The 21630-nt window shown below is 70.9% G+C and carries 18 protein-coding genes and 1 riboswitch; of the genes, 11 read left to right on the top strand and 7 right to left on the bottom strand.

What is annotated here, in order from left to right; translation table 11 throughout:
* Positions 1-52: 52 nt before the first annotated feature.
* Together QM517_RS12675 and QM517_RS12670 are read right to left on the bottom strand one after the other, a co-directional pair.
* Entirely contained in the window at positions 53-568 is a 516-nt protein-coding gene (locus tag QM517_RS12675) for an RNA polymerase sigma factor (protein ID WP_077050496.1), read from the bottom strand.
* Positions 565-1260, bottom strand: coding sequence for a hypothetical protein (locus QM517_RS12670; protein WP_283287852.1), 696 nt, complete (start codon positions 1258-1260; stop codon positions 565-567). The genes QM517_RS12675 and QM517_RS12670 overlap by 4 nt, the downstream gene beginning before the upstream one ends.
* Before the next feature lie 278 nt (positions 1261-1538).
* Between QM517_RS12670 and QM517_RS12665 the strand changes: the two genes are divergently transcribed.
* Positions 1539-3188 carry a thiamine pyrophosphate-binding protein gene (locus tag QM517_RS12665; protein ID WP_283287851.1) on the top strand — a complete coding sequence of 550 codons (1650 nt, stop codon included), beginning with the start codon at positions 1539-1541 and terminating at the stop codon, positions 3186-3188.
* 380 nt (positions 3189-3568) lie between these two features.
* Here QM517_RS12665 and QM517_RS12660 read toward each other — a convergent pair whose 3' ends face one another.
* Complete coding sequence (locus QM517_RS12660; RefSeq protein ID WP_283287849.1) at positions 3569-4951, bottom strand: MFS transporter; 1383 nt, start codon at positions 4949-4951, stop codon at positions 3569-3571.
* Positions 4952-5068: 117 nt separating this feature from the next.
* On the opposite strand from QM517_RS12660, the gene QM517_RS12655 reads away from it, so the two are divergent.
* The 6 genes from QM517_RS12655 to QM517_RS12630 all read left to right on the top strand — a co-directional run bounded on the left by QM517_RS12655 (position 5069) and on the right by QM517_RS12630 (position 11587).
* Positions 5069-6526, top strand: coding sequence for a fumarylacetoacetate hydrolase family protein (locus QM517_RS12655; protein ID WP_283287847.1), 1458 nt, complete (start codon positions 5069-5071; stop codon positions 6524-6526).
* Positions 6526-7230 carry a GntR family transcriptional regulator gene (locus QM517_RS12650; RefSeq protein ID WP_283287845.1) on the top strand — a complete coding sequence of 235 codons (705 nt, stop codon included), beginning with the start codon at positions 6526-6528 and terminating at the stop codon, positions 7228-7230. The genes QM517_RS12655 and QM517_RS12650 overlap by 1 nt, the downstream gene beginning before the upstream one ends.
* 41 nt (positions 7231-7271) lie before the next feature.
* Complete coding sequence (gene hpaE / locus QM517_RS12645; protein WP_283287843.1) at positions 7272-8768, top strand: 5-carboxymethyl-2-hydroxymuconate semialdehyde dehydrogenase; 1497 nt, start codon at positions 7272-7274, stop codon at positions 8766-8768.
* A 1-nt stretch (position 8769) separates the two neighbouring features.
* Positions 8770-9921, top strand: coding sequence for a 3,4-dihydroxyphenylacetate 2,3-dioxygenase (gene hpaD / locus QM517_RS12640; protein WP_283287842.1), 1152 nt, complete (start codon positions 8770-8772; stop codon positions 9919-9921).
* Positions 9922-10016: 95 nt separating this feature from the next.
* Positions 10017-10802: a 2-keto-4-pentenoate hydratase gene (locus tag QM517_RS12635; protein ID WP_077050504.1), complete on the top strand. Its 786-nt coding sequence runs from the start codon at positions 10017-10019 to the stop codon at positions 10800-10802.
* Positions 10787-11587 carry an HpcH/HpaI aldolase family protein gene (locus QM517_RS12630; protein ID WP_283287840.1) on the top strand — a complete coding sequence of 267 codons (801 nt, stop codon included), beginning with the start codon at positions 10787-10789 and terminating at the stop codon, positions 11585-11587. Before QM517_RS12635 ends, QM517_RS12630 begins: the two co-directional genes overlap by 16 nt.
* A 51-nt stretch (positions 11588-11638) precedes the next feature.
* On the opposite strand, the gene QM517_RS12625 is transcribed toward QM517_RS12630, so the two are convergent.
* The 3 genes from QM517_RS12625 to glyA all read right to left on the bottom strand — a co-directional run bounded on the left by QM517_RS12625 (position 11639) and on the right by glyA (position 14700).
* Positions 11639-12127, bottom strand: a complete 489-nt coding sequence (locus QM517_RS12625; protein ID WP_077050506.1) for a hypothetical protein — start codon at positions 12125-12127, stop codon at positions 11639-11641.
* A 135-nt stretch (positions 12128-12262) separates the two neighbouring features.
* Positions 12263-13147: a bifunctional methylenetetrahydrofolate dehydrogenase/methenyltetrahydrofolate cyclohydrolase gene (locus tag QM517_RS12620; RefSeq protein ID WP_283287838.1), complete on the bottom strand. Its 885-nt coding sequence runs from the start codon at positions 13145-13147 to the stop codon at positions 12263-12265.
* A 278-nt stretch (positions 13148-13425) separates the two neighbouring features.
* Positions 13426-14700 carry a serine hydroxymethyltransferase gene (glyA, locus tag QM517_RS12615; RefSeq protein WP_077050508.1) on the bottom strand — a complete coding sequence of 425 codons (1275 nt, stop codon included), beginning with the start codon at positions 14698-14700 and terminating at the stop codon, positions 13426-13428.
* A 58-nt stretch (positions 14701-14758) separates the two neighbouring features.
* A riboswitch (ZMP/ZTP riboswitch) is annotated at positions 14759-14844 on the bottom strand.
* A gap of 94 nt (positions 14845-14938) precedes the next feature.
* On the opposite strand from glyA, the gene QM517_RS12610 reads away from it, so the two are divergent.
* The 3 genes from QM517_RS12610 to QM517_RS12600 all read left to right on the top strand — a co-directional run bounded on the left by QM517_RS12610 (position 14939) and on the right by QM517_RS12600 (position 18187).
* A complete protein-coding gene (locus QM517_RS12610) occupies positions 14939-15325 on the top strand; it encodes a YrdB family protein (RefSeq protein ID WP_083735011.1) in 387 nt (128 codons plus the stop codon).
* A complete protein-coding gene (locus tag QM517_RS12605) occupies positions 15322-16686 on the top strand; it encodes an FAD-binding oxidoreductase (RefSeq protein ID WP_278100949.1) in 1365 nt (454 codons plus the stop codon). The genes QM517_RS12610 and QM517_RS12605 overlap by 4 nt, the downstream gene beginning before the upstream one ends.
* A 100-nt stretch (positions 16687-16786) precedes the next feature.
* A complete protein-coding gene (locus QM517_RS12600; protein ID WP_283287833.1) occupies positions 16787-18187 on the top strand; it encodes a L,D-transpeptidase family protein in 1401 nt (466 codons plus the stop codon).
* Positions 18188-18488: 301 nt separating this feature from the next.
* Here QM517_RS12600 and QM517_RS12595 read toward each other — a convergent pair whose 3' ends face one another.
* Positions 18489-20708 carry an NADP-dependent isocitrate dehydrogenase gene (locus QM517_RS12595; RefSeq protein WP_077050509.1) on the bottom strand — a complete coding sequence of 740 codons (2220 nt, stop codon included), beginning with the start codon at positions 20706-20708 and terminating at the stop codon, positions 18489-18491.
* A gap of 230 nt (positions 20709-20938) precedes the next feature.
* Between QM517_RS12595 and QM517_RS12590 the strand changes: the two genes are divergently transcribed.
* Positions 20939-21391: a GNAT family N-acetyltransferase gene (locus QM517_RS12590; protein ID WP_077050510.1), complete on the top strand. Its 453-nt coding sequence runs from the start codon at positions 20939-20941 to the stop codon at positions 21389-21391.
* The last annotated feature ends 239 nt before the right edge of the window (positions 21392-21630 follow it).

Raw genomic sequence — 21630 nt, 5'->3', positions numbered from 1 at the left:
AGGGCGCGGTCGACGAGCATTCGGCGCACGTCACCAGGTGGGACCGAGGCGCTCACGCGTCCCGCCCGCCGGCGAGCGCGGGCTGGAGTTCGCCGAACGCGGCGCGTAGGCGGGCACGCGCCCGCTCGTAGCGCTTGCGCGCCGCCGCCGGCCGCACTCCGGCGAGTGCACCCGCCTCGGCGACGCCGAACCCGTCCCACAGCACGAGTCGCAGCAGTTCCTGGTCGGCGGGCGCGAGGGTGCGCAAGGCCTCGAGGGCGAGGAACGCCTGATCACTTGCCGGTTCGGGGACCTCCCGCACGAGTGCCTGATCGATCCGCGCGCGGCGAGCGCGCTTGCGCGTGTGATTCGCGAGGACGTTCCGGGCGATGCCGAACGCCCACATGCGCTGATCCTCGGATGCCACGGGCAGCCGCTTTCGATGCCGCCACAGCGCGAGGGTGGTTTCGGAGACGCAGTCGTCGGCATCGGCGCGCGGCTCGACGCGCCGCACGAAGTACCGCAGAAGGTCGGGGATGAGGGGCCCGACCGCATCCTCGAAGCGGGCGCGTTCCGCCTCGGCGGTCACCGTCCGCGCCCCTCGAGCATCTCGCCGCACCACGCGTCGGCGGCGGTCACCCCGGCACGGTCGCCCGCGGTCGCCGCCGCGGCGAGAGCGCGCTCCTCGTCCACGATGCCGCCGCCGTCCGACGCGACGGTCGCGGGCCAGGTCGCCGCTGCGGTCAGCGTCTGCGCCGCCGTCGCCGCGCGTTCCGCATCGCCCCGCGCATCGGCGTCCAGCCATTCCGCTCGCCACGCGCAGCGGGCGTTCTGCTCGAACTCGCTCCGGATGCCGGTGACCTGGCGAAATCCCTCGACGCTGTCCGCCGCGATGGCTCGGGCGAACGCAGCGGTGTCGTACCCGACGGGCAAGGCGGCGTACGCCGGCCACAGGGTGACGGCATAGTCGCCGTAGTCGGGCGCCGACGCGTCGATCCACTCGCTGCCGTCGGCCTCGGTGCCGATCGGGCGCGTCCCTTCGGGGGAGCCCGGCTGGGGCGAGCCGAACCACCCCGTGCGCGCGAGATACCCGGAAGCCACCGCCGCCCCAGGGATGCCGATGGCGCACACCACCGCGATCGTCACGGTCGCGAGGATACAGCGCCGTCTCCGAGGTTGCGCTGTCGCCGCTCGCACGATGCGCCGCACGTCGGCGTCGGACAGCGAGACGTCGCGAGCCGGGTCGGCCGCGGCCAGGGCCGCGAAGGGGTCGGCGTTCATGAGGGGTCCTCTCTCATTCTCTTCACCCCGTTCCTGTCGCGAGCCCGCGCGAACGTGACACCCCGCGCCGTCGTCCTCCGCTGACTTGCGGCGCGTGTACGCGAAAGGCCCCACCCGGCGTATATACGGCACAAGTCAGCGAGGAGGGCCGTGCCCCTATACTCGATCCCGTCAGGCGCACCGGGTCGTGCGTCGCTGCTCGAAAAAAGGGCACGTAGCGCAGAAGCGCGAGACACATACGGCATCCATTCCGTCCGTCTCGAAAGGCTTCCTTCGCCATGCCCACCGTCTCCGCGCACGTCGCGCACACCCTCGCCCGCCACATCGACACCGTCTTCGGCGTCATGGGCAACGGCAACGCCTACTTCCTCGACTCCCTCGGACGCGAAACGTCCTCGGGCTTCGTCGCCGTGCGGCACGAAGCCGCCGGGGTCGTCGCCGCCGACGCGCACTACCGCGCGAGCGGCCGGCTCGCCGCGGCCACCGCGACTTACGGCGCCGGGTTCACCAACACGCTGACGGCGCTCGCCGAGGCGGTCCAGGCCCGCACGCCCCTCGTCCTGATCGTCGGTGACGAACCGACCTCGGGCCCGCGGCCGTGGGGAGTCGACCAGATCGCCCTCGCCGCCGGCGTCGGCGCCCGCACGTACACCGTCGGGCACCGCGACGCCGCCGCCACGGTCGTCATCGCGATCGAGCACGCCCTGACGTATCGCCTGCCGGTCGTGCTCGGCATCCCGTACGACGTGGTGACGCGCGAGGCGGGCCCGGTCCCGGATGCCTCGGCCCCCCAGGTCACGCCCGAGCACCCTCCCGTGGGGCCGTACGCCGACGGCGTGATCGACCGCATCGTCGACGCCCTCGCGACGGCCGAACGCCCGCTGCTCCTCGGCGGGCGCGGAGCGTGGCTGGCCGGGGCCGGGTCGGTGCTGGGCGAACTCGCGGCCCTGACCGGCGCCCTCACGACCACCACGGCTCTCGGCCGTGGGCTCTTCCCCGACTCCGCGCGCGACCTCGGCGTCGCGGGCGGGTTCGGTGCGCCCGGCGCCATGGAGATCGTGCGCGACGCGGACGTGGCCGTGGTGTTCGGCGCCGCCCTCAACCAGTTCACGATGCGCTTCGGCGAGCTCTTCGCCCCCGGGACGCGCGTGTTCCAGATCGACCTCTCCCCCACCGCCACGCACCCGCACGTCGGCGGCTACGTCCGCGGCGACGCGGCCGACGTCGCCGGCGAGATCGTGCAGCGCCTGCGCGTCCGGGGCGGCTCCCCGTCGACGTGGGGCACCGGACTCGACCTCGAAGCCGCCCGCCGTCAAGCTGCGGGCACCGGCGTCGGACCCGACGGCCGGCTCGACCCCCGCACCGCGGCCGCCCGGATCGCCGAACTGCTGCCCGAGGACCGGGTCGTCGTCTCGGACGGCGGCCACTTCCTCGGCTGGTCGAACATGTACTGGCCCGTGGCCTCCCCCGACCGGATGATGATGGTCGGCACCGCGTACCAATCGATCGGCCTCGGCTTCCCCAGCGTGCCCGGCGCCGCGGTCGCGCGACCGGACTCCACCGTCGTGCTCACCACCGGCGACGGCGGCGGACTCATGGCGATCGCCGACCTCGAGACCGCGATCCGTGTCGCGCGAGGACGCGGAGTCGCCGTCGTGTGGAACGACGCGCAGTACGGCGCCGAGGTCCTCAACTACGGCAAGAAGGGGCTGCACCCCGACCCGATGCTGATCCCCGAGGTCGACTTCGCCGCCGTCGCGCGGGGGTTCGGCGCCGAGGGCGTGATCGTGCGGGATGCCGCTGACCTCGACGCCCTGGCATCCTGGACGGCCCGCGATCCCGAGGACCGGCCGTTCCTCCTGCTGGATCTGCGGGTGAGCGCGGCCGTCGTGGCGCCGTACTGGGAGGAGATCGCCGCGCGCGGCTGAGGCTGCGACCCTCGTCCCCCGTTGTGCGGCTGCCGCGGGCACCGATGCTGCGACCTATGTCCCACTTGCGGCTGCCGCGGGGCCGAGGCTGCGACCCATGTCCCACTTGGTGCTGCTGCGGGGCCGCCAGAACCGCACCTTGTGGGACATGATGCGCCGCAGGTGGGACGAAGGCCGCCCAGCCCGACGAAAAGGCCCGCCGCACGCCCTGCCGGACCCTCGTCCCACTTGGTGCTGCTGCGGGGCCGCCACAACCGCACCTTGTGGGACATGATGCGCCGCAGGTGGGACATGATCCGCCGCAAGCGGGACGAGGGTCACACCGAACAACGGAAAGGCCCCGCCGCACGCGCAGTGCGACGGGGCCGGAGGACCCGGGCTCAGACGTTCGCGAACCCGCGGATCGGGCTCCGCTCCTGCTCGGCCTCGTGGTCGGGGCCGAGGGGGATGCCGCTGCGGTCGCGCAGCAGCAGCGTCGCGATGAGGCCGACAACCGTCATCCCGGCGAGGTACCACGTGACCGACATCGTGGTGCCCGTCGCCTTCACGAGCGCCTCCGCGATCGTCGGGGCGAAGGCACCGCCGAGGATCGCCCCGATGGCGTACGAGATCGAGACCCCCGAGAAGCGGATGGATGCCGGGAACAGCTCGGCGTACAGCGCCGCCTGCGGGCCGTAGGTGAGGCCGAGTCCGACCGTGAGGATCACGAGCGCGAGCGTCAACAGCCCGATGCTCCCGGTGTTCACGAGCGGGAAGAGCAGGAAGACGCCGACGAGCTGCGCGATCCACCCCAGCACGTACGTGTTGCGGCGACCGATCTTGTCGCCGATCCACCCGCCGAGCCACGTGAACGCCAGCCACGACACCGCTGAGAGGGTCACGGCGCCCAGCACGTCGGCGGTGGCGAGACCGATCGGTCCGTCGGGGTTGGTCGCGTAGCGCTGGATGTACCCGCCCGTCGTCATGTAGCCGACGGCGTTGTTGCCGGCGAACACGAGCGCGGCGATGAGGACGAGCAACGCATGCTTGCGGAACAGCTGCACGATCGGCATCCGCGTCTTCTCCTTGCGCTCGGCGAGCTCGAGGAACACCGGGCTCTCCTCGACCTTCTTGCGCACGTAGTAGCCCACGAGGATCAGCACGAACGACAGCAGGAACGGCACGCGCCAGCCCCACGCGAAGAACGCATCACCGGGGGCGATCAGGGCCATGAGCGCGAGCATGCCGCTCGCCAGCAGCAGGCCCAGCGGCACGCCGAGCTGCGGGGAGGCACCGAAGAGGCTCCGCTTGGTCTTGGGCGCGTGCTCGACCGCCATGAGCACCGCACCGCCCCACTCTCCACCGGCCGAGATGCCCTGCAGCACCCGCAGGAGGATCAGCAGCACCGGGGCCGCGACGCCGATGACCTCGTAGGTGGGGAGCACGCCGATCAGGGTGGTCGAGGCTCCCATGAGGATGAGCGTCAGCATGAGCACGACGCGTCGGCCGTACTTGTCGCCCAGGTGACCGGCGAGGAACGCGCCCAGCGGGCGGAACAGGAAGCTCAGGCCCACCGTGAGGAACGACAGGATCTGGGCGATGCCGGGGCCGGCGGGCGCGAAGAAGAGCTGCCCGAACACCAGGCCGGCAGCCGAGGCGTAGAGGAAGAAGTCGTACCACTCGACGGTGGTGCCGACCACGGTGGCGAAGACGACGCGGCGCCGGTCGCCGGTCGTGGAGATGGTGCCGGTGGGCGTGAAGCCCGGGGAAGAGGGGCGGGACATGGGACTCCTTCGTGACGTCGTCGTCGGCCCGCCGGTCTCGCCGTCGACGCCGACGGAGCGAGTTGCGGGAGCGTTTCTGGATCATATACGATTTCGAATACGACGCAAGGGAGCCTCATGACCACCACCGACCCCCGCTTCGCCGTCCTCGGCGCCCGGCCGGGAAAGATCGTCGCGGTCCACCTCTCGTACACCTCGCGGGCCGATCAGCGCGGCCGCCGGCCCGCCGCCCCCTCGTACTTCCTCAAGCCGTCGAGCTCCCTCGCCCCCTCGGGCGCGGCGATCGAGCGCCCCTCCGGCACCGAACTCCTCGCGTTCGAGGGAGAGATCGCCCTCGTCATCGGCGAGCCCGCCCGATGGGTGACCCCGGATGCCGCGTGGAACCACGTGGCATCCCTCACCGCCGCCAACGACTTCGGACTCTACGATCTGCGCGCGAACGACAAGGGCTCGAACGTCCGCTCGAAAGGCGGGGACGGCTACACCCCGCTCGGTCCCGCTCTGATCGACGCCCGCTCCGTCGACCCGCACGCGCTGCGGCTGCGCACGTGGGTCAACGGCGACCTCGTGCAGGACGACTCCACCGCGGGCCTCCTGTTCCCCCTCGCGCAGATCGTCGCCGACCTGTCTCAGCACTTCACGCTCGAGACCGGCGACGTCATCCTCACCGGCACGCCCGCGGGATCGTCGGTGGTCGTGCCCGGCGATGTCGTCGAAGTGCAGGTGGATGCCGGCATCCATTCGACCGGCCGGCTCCGCACTCCCGTGACCCAGGGCGCGCACTCGTTCGATGCCGCGGTCGGGTCCCTCCCCGCGGTGGACGACACGCAGCGCCTCGAGGCGTGGGGTTCGGCCGAGGCTGCGGGCTCGGCGCCCTCCTCCGCCCTCCCGCCGGAACTGCGCGCGAAGCTCGAACGCGTCCCGGTCGCCGGCCTCAGCGCGCAGCTGCGCAAGCGCGGCCTGAACGACGTGACGATCGACGGGGTGCACGCCCTCACCCCCGGGAGCCGCTTCGTCGGCACCGCGCGGACGCTCCGCTTCCTCCCGCACCGCGAAGACCTCTTCGCCGCGCGCGGCGGCGGCTACAACGCCCAGAAGCGCGCGTTCGACGCGGTCGACGCGGGCGAGGTCATCGTGATCGAGGCGCGCGGCGAGACGGGGTCCGGCACCCTGGGCGACATCCTCGCGCTCCGCGCCCACGCGCGCGGTGCGGCGGCGATCGTCACCGACGGCGGCGTACGGGATGCCGAGGCCGTCGCCGCGGTCGGCATCCCGGTGTTCACCGCGGGTCCCCACCCCGCGGTGCTCGGCCGGAGGCACGTCCCGTGGGAGACCGACGTCGCCGTCGGCTGCGGTGGCACCACCGTCGAGCCGGGCGACATCCTCGTGGGCGACGGCGACGGCGTGATCGTGATCCCCCCGCACCTCGCTGAAGAGGTGGTCGACGCCGCCCTCGCGCAAGAGGCCGAGGACGCATGGATCGCCCGCCAGGTGGCATCCGGTCACCCCGTCGACGGACTCTTCCCGATGAACTCCGCCTGGCGCGCCCGCTACGAAGCCGAGAGGAACGCCTGATGGATGCCACGACCCCCGTGAACGCCCAGGCCGGCACGCGGAGCAAGTCGCAGCAGGCGTACCACTGGATCAAGGAACGCATCGCGGCGCAGGAGTTCACCCCCGGCTACCGGCTGGTGCTCGGCACGATCGCGGGCGACCTCGACATGAGCGTCGTGCCGGTGCGGGAGGCGATCCGCCAGCTCGAGGCCGAGGGGCTCGTGACGTTCGAACGCAACGTCGGCGCGCGCGTGTCGATGGTCGACGACTCGCAGTACCGCTTCAGCATGCAGTCGCTGAGCATCCTCGAGGGCGCCGCCACCGCCCTCTCGGCGCGGGCCCTCGCGGCCGAGGACGTCCGCCGCGCGCGGCGCATCAACGAACTCATGGTCGAGACGCTCGACCACTTCGACCCGCGGGCGTTCACCGCGCTGAACCAGGAGTTCCACGCGACCCTGTTCGAGAAGTGCGCGAATCCGCGCATGCTCGACCTCGTCCGCGCGGAGTGGGCGCGCCTCGGGCACCTGCGCGACTCCACCTTCAGCTTCGTGCCCGGCCGCGCGGCCGAGTCGGTCCGCGAGCACGAGAACATCCTCGTCCTCATCGAGAACGGCGCCCCGCTCGCCGAGATCGAGAAGACCGCTCGCCGACACCGTTCGGCCACGCTCGACGCCTACCTCATCCACGAGCACCCCGACGAGTCGCTCGGGCTTCCCGCTTTCTGAACCGGATGCCACCGGCATCCCTCTCCATCGAAGGAGCACCCATGACCCGCCGCACCCCGGCAGACCTGCCCGCGCGCATCCAGCACTACATCGGCGGCAGCTTCGTCGACTCGATCGACGGCGACGAGTTCGATGTGCTCGACCCGGTGAGCAATGAGACATACGTCCGCGCCGCCGCGGGCAAGAAGGCCGATGTCGACGCCGCCGTCGCCGCCGCCCGCGCGGCGTTCACCGAGGGCCCGTGGCCGCGCATGCTGCCCCGCGAGCGTTCGCGCGTGCTGCACCGCATCGCCGACCTCGTCGAGTCGCGCGACGCTCGCCTGGCGGAGCTGGAGTCCTTCGACTCGGGCCTGCCGATCACCCAGGCACTCGGGCAGGCGCGGCGCGCGGCCGAGAACTTCCGTTTCTTCGCCGACCTGATCGTCGCGCAGACCGATGACGCGTTCAAGGTTCCGGGCCGCCAGCTCAACTACGTCAACCGCAAGCCGATCGGCGTGGCCGGACTCATCACGCCGTGGAACACGCCGTTCATGCTCGAGTCGTGGAAGCTCGCCCCGGCGTTGGCCACGGGCAACACGGTCGTGCTGAAGCCCGCCGAGTTCACGCCGCTGTCGGCGTCGCTCTGGGCCGGGATCTTCGAGGAGGCCGGGCTCCCCGAGGGCGTGTTCAACCTCGTCAACGGCCTCGGCGAGGACGCCGGCGACGCGCTCGTGAAGCACCCCGACGTGCCGCTCATCTCGTTCACCGGCGAGAGCTCGACCGGGCAGCTGATCTTCGCCAACGCGGCACCCTTCCTGAAGGGCCTGTCGATGGAGCTGGGCGGCAAGAGCCCGGCGATCGTCTTCGCGGATGCCGACCTGGATGCCGCCATCGACGCGACGATCTTCGGCGTCTTCTCGCTCAACGGCGAGCGCTGCACCGCGGGCAGCCGCATCCTCGTCCAGCAGGACATCTACGACGAGTTCGTCGCGCGCTACGCCGCCCAGGCCGACCGGGTGAAGGTCGGATACCCCGACGACCCCGCGACGGAGGTCGGTGCGCTCGTGCACCCCGAGCACTACGCGAAGGTGATGTCGTACGTCGAACTCGGCAAGGCCGAGGGGCGCCTGGTCGCCGGCGGGGGCCGCCCTGACGACTTCCCCGAGGGCAACTTCGTCCGTCCCACCGTGTTCGCCGACGTCGCCCCCGACGCCCGCATCTTCCAGGAGGAGATCTTCGGTCCGGTCGTCGCCATCACGCCGTTCGACACCGACGAACAGGCCCTGCAGCTCGCGAACGACACGAAGTACGGCCTCGCCGCCTACGTCTGGACCAACGACCTGAAGCGCGCGCACCTGTTCGCGCAGAACGTCGAGGCCGGCATGGTGTGGCTCAATTCCAACAACGTCCGCGACCTCCGCACCCCGTTCGGCGGGGTGAAGGCCTCGGGCCTGGGCCACGAGGGCGGCTACCGCTCGATCGACTTCTACACCGACCAGCAGGCCGTGCACATCACGCTCGGCCCCGCCCACAACCCCACCTTCGGCAAGGGAGCCTGAGATGACCGACCGCAGCCAGATGACCCGCACCTCGTCGGGATTCTTCGTGTCGCAGGAGGCGCCGATCCAGGCGGAGAACCCCGTCCCCACCCCCACCTCTCCCGCGCCCGACATCCTCCGGTGCGCCTACATGGAGCTCGTCGTCACCGACCTCGCGGCATCCCGGGAGTTCTACGTCGACGTGCTCGGTCTGCACGTGACGGAGGAGGACGCGGACGCGATCTACCTTCGCTCGACCGAGGAGTTCATCCACCACAATCTCGTGCTGCGTCGCGGCGAGATCGCCGCCGTCGCCGCGTTCTCGTACCGCGTGCGCTCCGCCGACGACCTCGACAAGGCCGTCGCGTTCTACGAGGAGCTCGGCTGCGACGTCCGCCGCGAGCCGAACGGCTTCACGAAGGGCATCGGCGACTCGGTGCGCGTGGTCGATCCGCTCGGATTCCCGTACGAGTTCTTCTTCGACACCGAGCACCAGGAGCGCCTGTCGTGGCGCTACGACCTGCACTCCCCCGGCGAGCTCGTGCGCCTGGACCACTTCAACCAGATCACCCCCGACGTCCCCCGCGCGGTGAACTTCATGCAGGCGTTGGGCTTCCGCGTCACCGAAGACATCCAGGACGAGGAGGGCACGGTGTACGCCGCGTGGATGCGGCGCAAGCCCACCGTGCACGACACCGCGATGACCGGCGGCGACGGCCCGCGCATGCACCACGTGTGCTTCGCGACGCACGAGAAGCACAACATCCTCGCCATCTGCGACAAGCTCGGCGCCCTCCGGCGATCGGATGCCATCGAGCGCGGCCCCGGCCGCCACGGCGTCTCGAACGCGTTCTACCTGTACCTGCGCGACCCCGACGGCCACCGCGTCGAGGTGTACACGCAGGACTACTACACCGGCGACCCCGACAACCCCGTCATCACGTGGGACGTGCACGACAACCAGCGCCGCGATTGGTGGGGCAACCCCGTCGTCCCCTCCTGGTACACCGACGGTTCGCTGGTGCTCGACCTCGACGGCATCCCGCAGCCGGTCCGTGCCCGCACGGACTCTAGCGAGATGGCCGTGACGATCGGCGCCGACGGCTTCTCCTACACGCGCACGCCCGACGCGGCCCCCGCCTCCGCCGAGTTCAAACTCGGCAACCAGCTGTAACCCCCCCTCGCGTGAGTCGCCAGTATTTGTCGCCTGAGCACCCCTCTAGGCGACGAATCTTGGCGACTCACGCGCCGCCACGACGGAGGAGACGCATGCTCAACGAGCAGCAGATCGACGACATCGCAGAAGAGCTCGCCGAAGCCGGGCGGACGCACTCGGTGATCCCGCGCATCACGGCACGGTACCCGGATGCCACGGTCGAGGACTCGTACGCGATCCAGGGCCGCTGGCGCGATACGCAGGTCGCCGCCGGCCGCACGCTCGTCGGGCGCAAGATCGGCCTCACCTCGAAGGCGATGCAGCAGGCGACGGGGATCACCGAGCCGGACTACGGCGTCATGTTCGACGACACCGTGTACCGCACGGGCGACGAGATCCCCGTGGACCACTTCTCGAACGTCCGCATCGAGGTCGAGCTCGCGTTCGTGCTGAAGACACCGCTCGAGGGCCCCGACTGCACGCGGGAGGACGCCCTCGCGGCGATCGACTACGCCGTTCCCGCGCTCGAGGTGCTCAACTCCCACATCGAGCTCGAGGGCCGCACGATCGTCGACACGATCAGCGACAACGCCGCCTACGGCGCGATGGTGCTCGGGGACGTGCGCAAGCGTCCCGACGAGATCGACCTGCGGTGGGTGCCGGGCGTCCTCAGCCGCAACGGCGAGATCGAGGAGACCGGGGTCGCCGCGGGAGTCCTCGGCCACCCCGCGACCGGTGTCGCGTGGCTCGCGAACAAGTTCCACCAGCACGGCGCGCGCCTGGAGGCGGGCGAGATCATCCTGGCAGGATCGTTCACGCGCCCGATGTGGGTGTCGCGCGGTGACGACGTGTCGTGCGACTACGGACCGATGGGAACGATCACGTGCCGCTTCGTCTGACCCCCACCTTCCGCGCCGCCCTCGCGGCATCCGATCGCCCGCTCGCCGGCATGTGGGTGTGCGCCGGCAGCACGGTGGCGACCGAGATCGCCGCGGGCTCGGGCCTGGACTGGTTGCTGGTCGACATGGAGCACAGCGCGCTGTCGCTCGAGTCGGTGCTCGCGCAGCTGCAGACCGCGGCCGGATACCCTGTGACTCCCGTTGTGCGGGTGCCGTGGAACGATCCGGTGCTCATCAAGCAGGTGCTCGACATCGGCGCGCAGAACATCATCGTCCCGATGGTCGGCTCGGCCGAGGAAGCCCGCGCCGCCGTCGCGGCGACCCGGTACCCGCCGGCCGGGATCCGCGGCGTCGGCAGCGCGCTGGCCCGCAGCGCCCGGTGGAACCGCGTCGACGACTACCTCCGCGACGCCGCCGAGCACGTCTCCGTGACGGTGCAGATCGAGACCGCGGCCGGCGTCGAGGCCGCGGCGGAGATCGCGGCCGTCGAGGGGGTGGATGCCGTCTTCGTCGGCCCCTCCGACCTGTCGGCGACCATGGGGCTGCTGGGCCAGCAGTCGCACCCCGACGTCGTCGCCGCGGTGCACCGGGTCTTCGCCGCGGCGCACGCGGCCGGCACCCCGGTCGGGGTCAACGCGTTCGACCCCGCCGTCGCCGAGGCGTACCTCGACGCGGGCGCGGACTTCGTCGCGGTCGGCGCCGATGTGGCCCTGCTCGCGCGCGCGTCGGAGGCGTTGGCGGCCCGGTTCGTCGCCGCTCGCACGGAGTCCCGCGACAGCTACTGAGCGCACGCGAAGGGGGCCGGACGATTGCGTCCGGCCCCCTTCGTCACCGAGTCAGTCCTCGTCGTCGTCCTCATCGTCCTCGTCGTCCTCGCCGACGATCTCGATGTCCTCGACCTCGAGCTCGGGCGTGAGCTGCACGTGCACGAGCGCGTCGGGGAACGACGTCGCCCCGGCGAAGACCACGATGATCGCGTCGGCGAAGACGCCGACGCCCACGGCCTCGAGGTCGGTGCGCAGGTCGATCTCGCTGTCGACCTCGTCGTCCTCGAGCGCGTCCTCGATCTCGGTCGCGACCTCGTCGACGATCGCGCGCCAGCGGTCCTCGCTCACCGAGAGGATGTCGGACAGCGACGTGAGGATCGCATCGACGTCGGGGTCGTCGACGTCGTCGATCTCGGGGTCGAGGTCGACCTCGACCTCGACGCCCGCGGCATCCAGGTGGGCCAGACCCACGACGGTGTCCTCGTCGATGGTCGGCTCGTCGAGCAGGCCGCTCTCGGTGACGCGGCGGAGGAGGTCGTTCAGCACGGACTCAGTCATGGATGAACTCTGACACGTCTCGCGGGTCACCGCCTCCCGGTTGCGCGTGGCGCTCCGTCTGTTCAGTCGGCGTGGGTGCGCGGTTCACCGTTCGCGCGCGTGCCGGGCTCCGGAGAACGGGCGCGGTCCGGCGGTTCAGAGACCGGCCGCGCGCTCCGCAGCCTCGACGACGTTCGTCATCAGCAGAGCCACGGTCATCGGCCCGACCCCGCCCGGGTTGGGCGAGACGAACCCGGCGACCTCGGCGACGTCCGGGTGCACGTCCCCGTAGACACGCGACTTCCCCGTCTCGGGGTCGGTCTCGCGCGTGACACCCACGTCGAGAACCGCGGCACCCGGCTTGACGTCCTCGGCGCGCACGATGTGCCGCACGCCGGCGGCCGCGACGATGACATCGGCCTCGCGCAGGTGCTTCGCGAGGTCGACGGTGCCGGTGTGCGTGAGGGTCACGGTGGCGTTGATCTCGCGACGGGTCAGCAGCAGCCCGATGGAGCGGCCGATCGTGACACCGCGCCCGACGACGACGACCTCCTTGCCCGTGAGGTCGTAGTCGTTGCGCAGCAGCAGCTCGATGACCCCGCGCGGCGTGCACGGCAGCGGCGTGGTGATCGGGGCGTTGACGTTGAGTACCAGACGGCCGAGGTTCGTGGGGTGGAGGCCGTCGGCATCCTTCGCCGGATCGATGCGCTCGAGGATCGCATCGGTGTCGAGGTGCTTCGGCAGCGGGAGCTGCACGATGTAGCCGTGACAGGCCGGGTCGGCGTTGAGGCCGTCGATGACCGCCTCGACCTCCTCCTGCGTGGACTCGGCGGGCAGCTCGACCTGGATCGAGTTCATGCCGATCGCCTCGGACTGCTTGTGCTTCATCCCGACGTACAGCTGCGACGCGGGGTCGGCGCCGACGAGCACGGTGGCGATGCCGGGCACGATCCCGCGCTCGCGCAGGGCCGCGACCCGTTCGGCGAGCTCGGTCTTGATCGCCGCCGCAGCGGCCTTGCCGTCGAGAATCGTCGCCGTCATGGCATCCCTCTTCCTGGGTGTTGATCGGGCTCGCGCGGGGTCGTTCCCTCACGCATAAACGCTTTTCACTCGCATAAACGCGCTCACCTAGTGTTTATGAGCGGGAATCGTGTTTATGCCTGGGCCGGACGCCCCGGAGGACGGGTGCGCGACCGGATGCCGGGACCCCGACCGCCGCACCGCGCGGCCCGCACAGCGCGGGCCGCACGGCGCGGGGCGCATCGCGCGGACCGGACGCCGGGGCGGGGCCGCCTGCGCGACGCCCGCCCCGGCGGGGCTCACTGCTGGAGGCCGGGGTACAGCGGGAAGGCCGCCGTCAGCGCGGCCACGCGGGTGCGCAGCGCCTCGACGTCGGCACCGGGGATCAGCGCGAGCGCGATGATGTCGGCGACCTCGGTGAACTCCGCGTCGCCGAAGCCCCGGGTGGCGAGGGCCGGGGTGCCGATGCGCAGACCCGACGTGACCATCGGCGGGCGCGGGTCGTTGGGGACCGCGTTCCGGTTGACCGTGATGTGGATCTCGTGCAGCAGGTCTTCGGCCTGCTTGCCGTCGATCTCGGCCTCGCGGAGGTCGACGAGCACGAGGTGCACGTCCGTGCCGCCCGAACGGACCGCGATACCGGCGGCCTTCACGTCGTCCTGGGTGAGGCGGTCGGCGAGGATCGACGCACCGCGGAGGGTGCGCTCCTGGCGCTCCTTGAACTCGGGCGTCTGGGCGAGCTTGAACGCCGTCGCCTTGGCGGCGATGACGTGCATGAGCGGACCGCCCTGCTGGCCCGGGAAGACCGCGGTGTTGATCTTCTTGGCCAGGTCGGCGTCGTTGGTCAGGATGAGGCCCGACCGGGGGCCGCCGATCGTCTTGTGCACCGTGGTGGAGACGACGTGAGCGTGCGGGATCGGGCTCGGGTGGACGCCCGCGGCGACGAGACCGGCGAAGTGCGCCATGTCGACCCACAGGTACGCCCCGACCTCGTCGGCGATCGCGCGGAAGGCTTCGAAGTCGAGCTGGCGCGGGTACGCCGACCAGCCCGCGATGATGACCTTCGGCTTGTGCTCGAGCGCGAGACGACGCACCTCGTCCATGTCGATGATCGAGGTCTCGGGGTCGACGCCGTACGCGACGATGTCGTACAGGCGGCCGGAGAAGTTGATCTTCATTCCGTGGGTCAGGTGACCGCCCTGATCGAGGGCGAGGCCGAGCAGCGTGTCGCCGGGGCGGGCGATCGCGTGCAGCACCGCGGCGTTGGCGGACGCACCCGAGTGCGGCTGGACGTTGGCGAACCCGGCGCCGAACAGCGCCTTCGCGCGCTCGATCGCGAGCTCCTCGGCGACGTCGACCTCTTCGCAGCCGCCGTAGTAGCGGCGACCCGGGTAGCCCTCGGCGTACTTGTTGGTCAGCACGGATCCCTGCGACTGCAGCACCGAGACGGGGACGAAGTTCTCGGACGCGATCATCTCGAGATAGCCGCGCTGGCGGTCGAGCTCGCGCTCGAGAACCTGGGCGATCTCGGGGTCGACCTCCGAGAGCGGGGCGTTGAAGTACGGATCGGTCATGCGATCTCCTTGACGATGGTTCCGGATGCCGCAGGCTCGGGCGAGTCCGCGGTGATACCGCACCGACCCAGGCGTGCGGTCGGATACCGTCAAGCGGTCGCTCCCCGGTGGTTCCCCACCTCAACGCCAGTCGCGACGCCCTCACCCTACCCGGTTTCGCGCGCGACGCGCCCGGGTGGGTCGCTCGTCCGCGAGGTATCCCGGATGCCACGGTGCGGGGCCCGCGTAAAATGGCGGGGTGACCGACACTCCCCACGTCCGCGCGCAGGCGCCCCTGGCCCCCGGCATGCGTCCGCGTCCGACGGCCGTCGAGATCGGCAGCGTCCTGTGCGGGATCGCCGCGTTCGTGACGCTCGCGATCTGGGGCTTCACGGCGTGGGCGTTCCCCTGGAACATCGTCGCCGGGATCGGCGCCCCGCTCCTGGCGATCCTGGTGTGGGCGCTGTTCGTCTCGCCCCGTGCCGTGCTGGCTGTGCACCCGTTCGTCCGCGCGATCGTCGAGCTGTTCGTGTACGCGGCCGCCACGATCGCCTGGTGGAGCATGGGACAGGCGTGGATCGGACTCGTCTTCGCCATCGTCGCCGTGACGTTCGGCGCGCTGAACGGCCGCCGGCGCCTGGCGTGACCGTCGACGTCGTCGCGTTGCTCCGGGCCGAGCTCGGTGATCGCGTCGACGTCTCTCCGGCAGCCCTGACCGCGGCGCGCGCCGACAAGTCCGGGCACGCCGCACCCGGCACTCCCCTGGCCGTCGTGCACGCGGCATCCGTCGCCGACGTCCAGGCGGTGATGCGCATCGCCACGGCGACCCGCACGCCCGTCGTGCCGCGGGGCGCCGGCACCGGACTCGCCGGAGGCGCCAACACCGGCGGCGGCGAGATCTCGTTGTCGGTGCGCGCGATGGACCGCGTGCTCGAGGTCCGCGCCGACGACCTCCTCGCGGTGGTGGAGCCCGGCATCCTGAACGCCGATCTGAACGCACTGCTCGAACCTCACGGCGTGTGGTGGGCTCCCGACCCCGCGAGCCGCGCGATCTCGACGGTGGGCGGCAACATCGCGACGGGCGCCGGTGGACTGCTGTGCGCGAAGTACGGCGTCGTGCGGGATGCGGTCCTCGGCGTCGATCTGGTCCTGGCGGACGGGCGCCTCCTCCACCTCGGTCACCGCAGCGTCAAGGGCGTCACCGGACTCGACCTCACCTCGCTCGTCATCGGTTCCGAGGGGATCCTGGGCGTCGTGGTCGGCGCCACCCTGAAACTGAGGCGCCTGGTCGCCGGGGAACGCGTGACCCTGACGGCGCTGTTCGACGGTGTCCGCTCCGCAGCCGTGGCCTCGGCCGCGGTGACGGCGTCCGGCATCCAGCCGGCGGTCATGGAGCTGATGGATGCCACGAGCCTCGCGGCCGTGCACCGCCTGCTGTCGCTCGCGGCTCCGCCGGAGGGGGCCGCGCAACTCACGATCCAGACCGATGGGCCGGCCGCCGCGGACGAGGCCCGCGCGATCGCCGGAGTCCTCCGCGGAGCCGGCGGTCGTGTCGCCGTCGCCGCCGACGAGGTCGAAGGCGAGTCACTGCTCGCGGTGCGCCGAGCCCTGCACCCCGCGATGGAGACCCTCGGGACCACGCTCATCGAAGACGTGTCGGTGCCGCGCAGCGCCCTCCCGGCGATGTTCGACGCGATCGCCGGGATCGAACGCCGGTACGGCCTGGTGATCCCGACGGTCGCCCACGCGGGCGACGGCAACCTGCACCCGAACTTCGTGTTCGAGGGATCCGAGGTCCCCGAGGTCGTCTGGTCCGCTGCCGAAGACCTGTTCCGCGCCGCTCTCGACCTGGGCGGCACCCTGACCGGCGAGCACGGCATCGGGGTGCTGAAGAGGCGGTGGCTCGCCGACGAGCTCGGCGACGACCAGTGGCGACTGCAACGCGACATCGCGCGCGTCTTCGACCCCCTCGGCATCCTGAATCCGGGCAAGGTCTTCGAGCTCTGATCCCGCCGCCTGCGGTGTAACCAGAACGTGACAAACCTCACGGCTGGGACGAAGGGTGCCCGCCTACCATGGAAAGACTGACTTCCTGGGGGGTTCACCTATGACCGACGGCGCGAACGGCACCGACGGCGTCACCTACGCCTGGGCTCCTCCCGAGCCCACCAAGCGGAAGAACCGCTCGGGACTGTGGATCGGCATTCCCGCGGGCGCGACCGCGGTCGCCTTGATCGCGGCCTCGCTCGTGCTCATCGCCCCCGGCGCCTCGGTGGCCGGTGTGCAGATCGGCGGCCTCACCGCCGGGGCCGCGGCACAGGCGATCTCGGCCCGTCTCGCGACGACCGAGGTGACCGTCGAGAGCCCCGCGGGCGAAGTGACCGTCACCGGCGCCGATCTCGGCGCGACCGTCGACGCCACGGCGATCGCCGAGAAGGCCTTCGCCGACAACCCGATGTGGAAGCCGGCGGCGTGGTTCCCCGCGGGCACCGGTGTCGAGGTCCAGGTCGACCCCGCCGCCGCCGCGGCGGTGCTGCGTGAGAAGGCCCCGGGCACGTACCGGGCGCCCGTCGACGCGACCGTCGCCTTCGACACCGGCTCGCAGTCGTACGTCGCGACCCCGGCCGAGGCCGGCGAGGGAATCGACGTCTCGGCCGTCACGGCGGCGCTGCAGTCGGCATTCGACGCCGGCACGGCGGCGACGTCCGTCCAGGCGGGACTGGTGCCGGTCGACGCCGCGGTGAGCACAGAGAAGGCCGACGCCGCTGTGGCGGGGCTCAACGGCATCCTCGACAACATCGGCTTCTACATCGGCGACGAGCGCACGGTGCCCGTCGACCGGGCTACCGCCGCGTCGTGGCTCACCGTCACCTCCGACGGCAAGGGCGAGTTCCCCGTCACCGCCGATCAGGCCGGCATCCAGAAGGCCGTCGATGGTCTCGCCGGTCAGGTCGACCGCGGCGCCGTGAACGCCGACGTCATCGTCGACACCGGCGGCGAGGTCATCAAGACGCTCACCGAGGGTCAGACGGGCCGATCGATCGGCGACACCTCGGGCATCGCCGCCGCCTTCGCCGCGCAGCTGGCCGAGGCCAACGGAAAGTTCGCCCTGACCGTCGCCGAGACGCCGTTCGAGACGACCAAGACCGAGCGTCACATCGACGTCAACCTCAGCACGCAGACGACGACGCTGTACCAGAACGGTCAGGTGTACCGCACGTACACGATCTCGTCGGGCGCCGGCGAGCACGCCACCCACACCGGCAACTTCCGCATCGGCTGGAAGACCGAGATGCAGGACATGGGCTGCGTGCCCGGCTACGACTACTGCACCAAGGACGTCCCGTGGGTGTCGTACTTCAACGGTGACGAGGGATTCCACGGCACCTACTGGCACAACAACTTCGGCACCCCGATGAGCCACGGCTGCATCAACATGACCATCCCGCAGGCCAAGGAACTGTTCGACTGGGCCTACCGCGGCACGGAGGTCTCGGTTCACTACTGAGTCACCCGCTGACAGGGGCCGGATGCCATGGCATCCGGCCCCTTCTTCGTGCGTGGGGTGGCGACGTGCACAACTCCTGCGGAGCCGGGCGCGCATGCCCGGGCGACGGGCGGGCCCGGTTGTGCCGGAGTTGTGCCCACCCGTGGCCTCGGCAGCGAGGCGAGGGGACATGACGAAGGAGAATCCCTCCGCCGCCGCTGCGTCCCGCGGGAAACAGGCTCGGGATGCTGCCGCAGTTGTGCGGGGCGCACACGGAAGAGGGGCGGATGCCAATGGCATCCGCCCCTCCCGGGTCAGTCGATCACCGCAGGGCGTCGACGATGCCGTTCAGCGTCGCGGAGGGACGCATGACCTTCTCGACCAGCGCGGTGTCGGGGCGGTAGTAGCCGCCGATCTCGGCCGGGTGGCCCTGCACGGCGAGGAGTTCCTCGACGATGGTGGACTCGTTCGCGGCGAGGGCCTCGGCCACCGGCGCGAAGACCGCGGCGAGGTCGGCATCCGTCGTCTGCTTCGCCAGCTCCTGCGCCCAGTACAGGGCGAGGTAGAAGTGGCTGCCGCGGTTGTCGATCGTGCCGAGGGCGCGGCCGGGCGACTTGTCGTTCTCGAGGAACGTGCCCGTCGCGGCATCCAGCGTGTCCGCCAGAACCTGCGCGCGCGCGTTGCCGGTGAAGCCGGCGTAGTGCTCGAGCGAGGCGGCGAGGGCGAAGAACTCGCCCAGCGAGTCCCAGCGGAGGTAGTCCTCTTCGAGGAGCTGCTGCACGTGCTTCGGCGCGGAGCCGCCCGCACCGGTCTCGAACAGTCCGCCGCCGGCGAGCAGCGGCACGATCGAGAGCATCTTGGCACTCGTGCCGACCTCGAGGATCGGGAACAGGTCGGTGAGGTAGTCGCGCAGCACGTTGCCGGTCACGGAGATGGTGTCGAGACCGTGACGCAGACGCGCGAGCGTGTAGCGCGTAGCCTCGGCCGGCGGCAGGATCAGGAGCTCGAGGCCGTGCGTGTCGATCGTGGCGAGCGCCTGGTAGACCTTCGCGATGATCTGCGCGTCGTGCGCGCGGTTGACGTCGAGCCAGAACACGGCCGGGACGCCCGTGGCGCGGGCGCGGCGCACGGCGAGGTTCACCCAGTCGACGATCGCGACGTACTTGGTCTGCGTGGCACGCCAGATGTCACCGGGCTGCACGTCGTGCTCGATGACGACGTTGCCGTCGCCGTCGACGACCTCGACGCGGCCGGCGGCGGCAATCTCGAAGGTCTTGTCGTGCGAGCCGTACTCCTCGGCGGCCTGCGCCATGAGACCGACGTTCGGGACGGTGCCGATGGTGGCCGGGTTCAGGGGGCCGTTGGCGATGACGTCGTCGATCACGGCCTGATACACACCGGCGTACGAGGAGTCGGGGATCACGGCGAGCGTGTCGTCCTCTCCCCCGTCGGCGCCCCACAGCTTGCCGCCGTTGCGGATGAGGGCGGGCATCGAGGCATCCACGATGACGTCGGAGGGGACGTGCAGGTTCGTGATGCCCTTGTCGGAGTTGACGTACGACACGCGCGCGGCGGTGTCGACGGCCTTCTCGAACGCCGCGGCGATCTCGTCGCCGCCCTCGACCGAGCCGAGACCCGACAGGATGCCGCCGAGGCCGTTGTTCGGGTTCAGACCCGCCGCGGCGATCTTCTCGCCGTACTGGGCGAACACGTCGGCGAAGTACGCCTTCACGACGTGACCGAAGATGATTGGGTCGCTGACCTTCATCATGGTGGCCTTGAGGTGCACCGAGAAGAGCACGTCGTCGGCCTTGGCCTGGGCGACCGTCTCGGCCAGGAACGCGTCGAGGGCCGCGGCCGAGAGGAACGTGGCGTCGATGATCTCGCGCGGGAGGACCTTCAGGCTCTCCTTCAGCACCGTGACCGTGCCGTCTTCCGCGGTGTGACGGATGGTGAGCACGTCGTCGTGGGCGGCGACCCACGACTTCTCGTTGCTCTTGAAGTCGTCGTGGCCCATGGTCGCGACGCGGGTCTTCGAGCCCTCGACGAACGGCTTGTTGCGGTGCGGGTGCTTCTTCGCGTAGTTCTTCACGGCCAGCGGCGCACGGCGGTCGCTGTTGCCCTCGCGCAGGACCGGGTTGACGGCCGAGCCCTTGATGCGGTCGTACCGCGCCCGCACGTCCTTGTCTTCGACGCTCGTCGCGTCGTCGGGATAGTCGGGGATGTCGTAACCCTGCGACTGCAGCTCGGCGATCGCGGCCTTGAGCTGCGGGATGGATGCCGAGATGTTGGGCAGCTTGATGATGTTCGCCTCGGGGAGCGTGGCGAGACCGCCGAGCTCGGCGAGGGCGTCGCCCACGTGCTGCTCGGGCGTGAGGCGCTGCGGGAAGGCGGCCAGGATGCGGCCGGCGAGCGAGATGTCGCGGGTCTCGACATCGATGCCCGCCTGGGTGGTGACGGCCTGCACGATGGGCAGGAACGACGCCGTAGCAAGCGCCGGCGCCTCGTCGGTGTACGTGTAGATGATGGTGGAATCGGGCACGTCGAATCTCTCCGTAGAGGCGGCCAGGGTTGCGCTTCAGCCTATCGCACCGGCGCAAAGTCTCTTGATGTCGAGATAGTTCGCGGGTGCCTCCCGTCTCGGGAGACGCGATTCGCGCCGGGAAGGGCGGCACGTCGCGTTCCCCGCCGCGCATCGCGTTTGTCGAGTGGATGCCGGGAGGTTGGCATCCGGAATGTTGCGCGGATCGGCGGGGCGGATAGCCTGGGCGCATGGCCGACCTTCGTCTCGTCGAACTCTCCGCCGCCACGATCGTGGCCGTGAACAACCTGTCGCTCAAGCCCGGGCAGGAGCAGTTCCTCGCTCCGGTCAGCTACGGCATCGCCGCCACGGTGATGGATCCGCAGACCTCCTGGCAGCGCGTCGTGCTCGACGGCGACGAGGTCGTCGGGTTCGTGAGCGCGAACTTCGACCCCGAGGCGCACGAGGAGCACTTCCGGTCGGTGCTGTGGCGCATCAACGTCGACGCCGACGACCAGGGGCGCGGTGTCGGTCGTTTCGCGCTGGGACAGCTCCTCGAGGAGGCGCGCCGTCGCGGCATGGACCACGTCGACGTGATCTACGAACCCGGCGTCGGCGGCCCCGAGACCTTCTTCCTGCGCGCGGGCTTCGAACCGGTCGGCGAGACGGAGTACGGCGAGACCGTCGCCCGCGTCCACATCTAGGGCGAGATCGCCCGGGAACGGGTGACACCCGGCGCCGCTCCTCTCGAGGGATTCCCCTGCCCTCATCGGCGGGATGGAGGGGAGGCGGCGCAGGCCTGTCGTCACGGCTGGAACGTCGTTCGGCCAGTCCGCCTCCCCTCGGCGCGCGGCCCGAGCGCGCCGGACTGGCCGTCGGGTCGACCAGTCCGCCCAACGTATACATGTCGACTCGGCGCTCTGCGCCGAATCACCCCCTGACA

Source organism: Microbacterium sp. IEGM 1404 (assembly GCF_030056775.1).
Classification (GTDB): Bacteria; Actinomycetota; Actinomycetes; order Actinomycetales; family Microbacteriaceae; genus Microbacterium.
Note: the sequence above shows the minus strand (reverse complement) of the source record. Positions and strands in the feature narration are given on the sequence as shown.